At 70.1% G+C, this 1,041-nt stretch carries 1 protein-coding gene; it reads left to right on the top strand.

The window, feature by feature from the left end; translation table 11 throughout:
- The coding region (locus ABIA32_RS33510; RefSeq protein WP_370103648.1) for a pyridine nucleotide-disulfide oxidoreductase at window positions 1-1,041 on the top strand (1,041 nt) is incomplete at both ends.

Below are 1,041 nucleotides of genomic sequence, written 5' to 3'. Positions count from 1 at the left end.
CGGATGCCCGCCCCGTTCGGCCTGATCCGCTACGGCGTCGCCCCCGACCACCCCCGGATCAAGGGCATCATCACCGCGCTGCACCAGGTCCTCGACAAGCCGCAGATACGCCTCTTCGGGAACGTCGACTACCCCGGTGACCTCTCCCTCGACGAGCTGCACCAGTTCTACGACGCCGTCGTCTTCGCGACGGGTGCGAACGCCGACCGCGCGCTCGACCTCCCCGGCATCGACCTGGACGGCTCCTACGGCGCGGCGGACTTCGTCTTCTGGTACGACGGTCACCCCGACGTCCCGCGTGACTGGCCGCTGACGGCCGAGAAGGTCGCCGTGCTGGGCGTCGGGAACGTCGCGCTCGACGTGGCCCGGGTGCTGGCCAAGACGGCGGACGAGCTGCTGCCGACGGAGATCCCGGCCAACGTCTACGAGGGCCTCAAGCAGAACAAGGCCCTGGAGGTGCACGTCTTCGGGCGTCGGGGCCCGGCGCAGGCGAAGTTCAGCCCGATGGAGCTGCGCGAGCTCGACCACTCGCCGAACATCGAGGTCATCGTCGACCCCGAGGACATCGACTACGACGAGGGCTCGATCGCGACCCGGCGCGGCAACAAGCAGGCCGACATGGTCGCCTCGACGCTGGAGAACTGGGCCATCCGGGACGTCGGCGACCGGCCGCACCGGCTCTACCTGCACTTCTTCGAGTCGCCCGTGGAGGTGCTCGGCGAGGACGGCAGGGTCGTCGGACTGCGGACGGAGCGGACCGAGCTGGACGGGACCGGGAACGTCCGGGGGACGGGGCAGTTCAAGGACTGGGACGTCCAGTCGGTCTACCGTGCGGTCGGCTACTACTCGGAGGAGCTGGCGAAGCTGCCCTTCGACGTCGGCTCGGGCACGGTTCCGCACGAGGCGGGGCGCGTCGTGCCGTCGACCTACGTGACGGGCTGGATCAAGCGCGGCCCGGTGGGCTTGATCGGCCACACCAAGGGCGACGCGAACGAGACCGTCGCCTCCCTCCTGGCGGACCACGCGGCGGGCCTCCTTTCG

Source organism: Streptacidiphilus sp. MAP12-20 (assembly GCF_041262525.1).
Classification (GTDB): Bacteria; Actinomycetota; Actinomycetes; order Streptomycetales; family Streptomycetaceae; genus Streptacidiphilus.
Note: the sequence above shows the minus strand (reverse complement) of the source record. Positions and strands in the feature narration are given on the sequence as shown.